1 protein-coding gene and 1 pseudogene are annotated in these 1,007 nt (G+C 61.6%); one reads left to right on the top strand and one right to left on the bottom strand.

Going from position 1 to position 1,007, the window contains the following annotated elements; translation table 11 throughout:
- Positions 1-696, bottom strand: a 696-nt coding sequence (locus tag A5744_RS25265; RefSeq protein ID WP_139331180.1) for a serine/threonine-protein kinase, incomplete at its 3' end; no start/stop codon positions are given.
- A 123-nt stretch (positions 697-819) separates the two neighbouring features.
- Here A5744_RS25265 and A5744_RS25270 point away from each other — a divergent pair.
- Positions 820-1,007 (top strand): annotated as a pseudogene (locus A5744_RS25270) (serine/threonine protein kinase); the annotation flags it as partial.

The raw sequence follows: 1,007 nt of genomic DNA on the forward strand, positions 1-1,007 counted from the left end.
CGTGAGGTGCGCGCTGATCACAGCGACCGCATTGGTGTTGGGGAACACCGGCACGCCGGTAAGGAGGTGATACGCGGTGGCGGCTAGCGCGTACTGGTCTGCGCGGCCGTCGATGTGGCCGCCCATCAACTGTTCGGGCGCTGCGTAGGCGGCCGTACCAACGGTCATGTTTGTCTGTGTAAGACCACTGATCTCGTCCCGATTGCGGGCAATGCCGAAGTCGGTCAACAAGATACGTTGCTTTCCGCCCTGTGGACGGGTCAGCAGGATATTGGCCGGCTTGACATCGCGGTGCAGCAGGCCTTTCTGGTGGGCATAATCCAGCGCGCTGGCGACGCCGGCAATTACGGTCCGCGCATCGGCAGCCGGCATTCCGGACGGACAGCTTTCCCGAAGCACTCGACGGGTATCGAACCCGTCGACGTAGCGCATCGCGATCCACAAATCACCCTCGAATTCGCCCCGGTCATACACCTCAACGATGTGTGGATGCCACAGCGACGACGCCAAGTCGGCCTCCCTGATGAACCGATCCCGGTAGTCGGGTTGACTGGATAGCTGGTCGTTCAGAATCTTGAGGGCGTCCCGCCGCGGCAACCGTGGGTGCTGAGCGAGGTAGACATCACCCATCGCACCGGTCCCTAATAGCGACACGATGGTGTAGCCGGCGAACGAGGCACCGCTCATCAACGGCATGCGCAAATGTTAACGACGCCCATCGCCGGTTGTTCAAGAATGCACCGCTACGCACTATCCCGAGTCGACGCTGTTTTTGTCGGAGTGTCACTGGTCAGCCGCTGCGCTTGTAGTATGCGGCGCATGCCGCTAGAGGAAGGGGCGGATTTCGCCGGGTTCACCGTGGTGCGGCTGTTGGGCAGCGGCGGAATGGGTGAGGTCTATTTGGCTCGACATCCGCGGTTGCCCAGGCTGGAAGCGCTGAAGGTTTTGCGCGCCGATGTCTCCGCCGACCCAAGTTTTCGAGAGCGGTTCATTCGAGAGGCCGACTT

Origin of the sequence: Mycobacterium sp. IS-1264 (genome assembly GCF_001954195.1) — a bacterium.
Taxonomy (GTDB): Bacteria; Actinomycetota; Actinomycetes; order Mycobacteriales; family Mycobacteriaceae; genus Mycobacterium.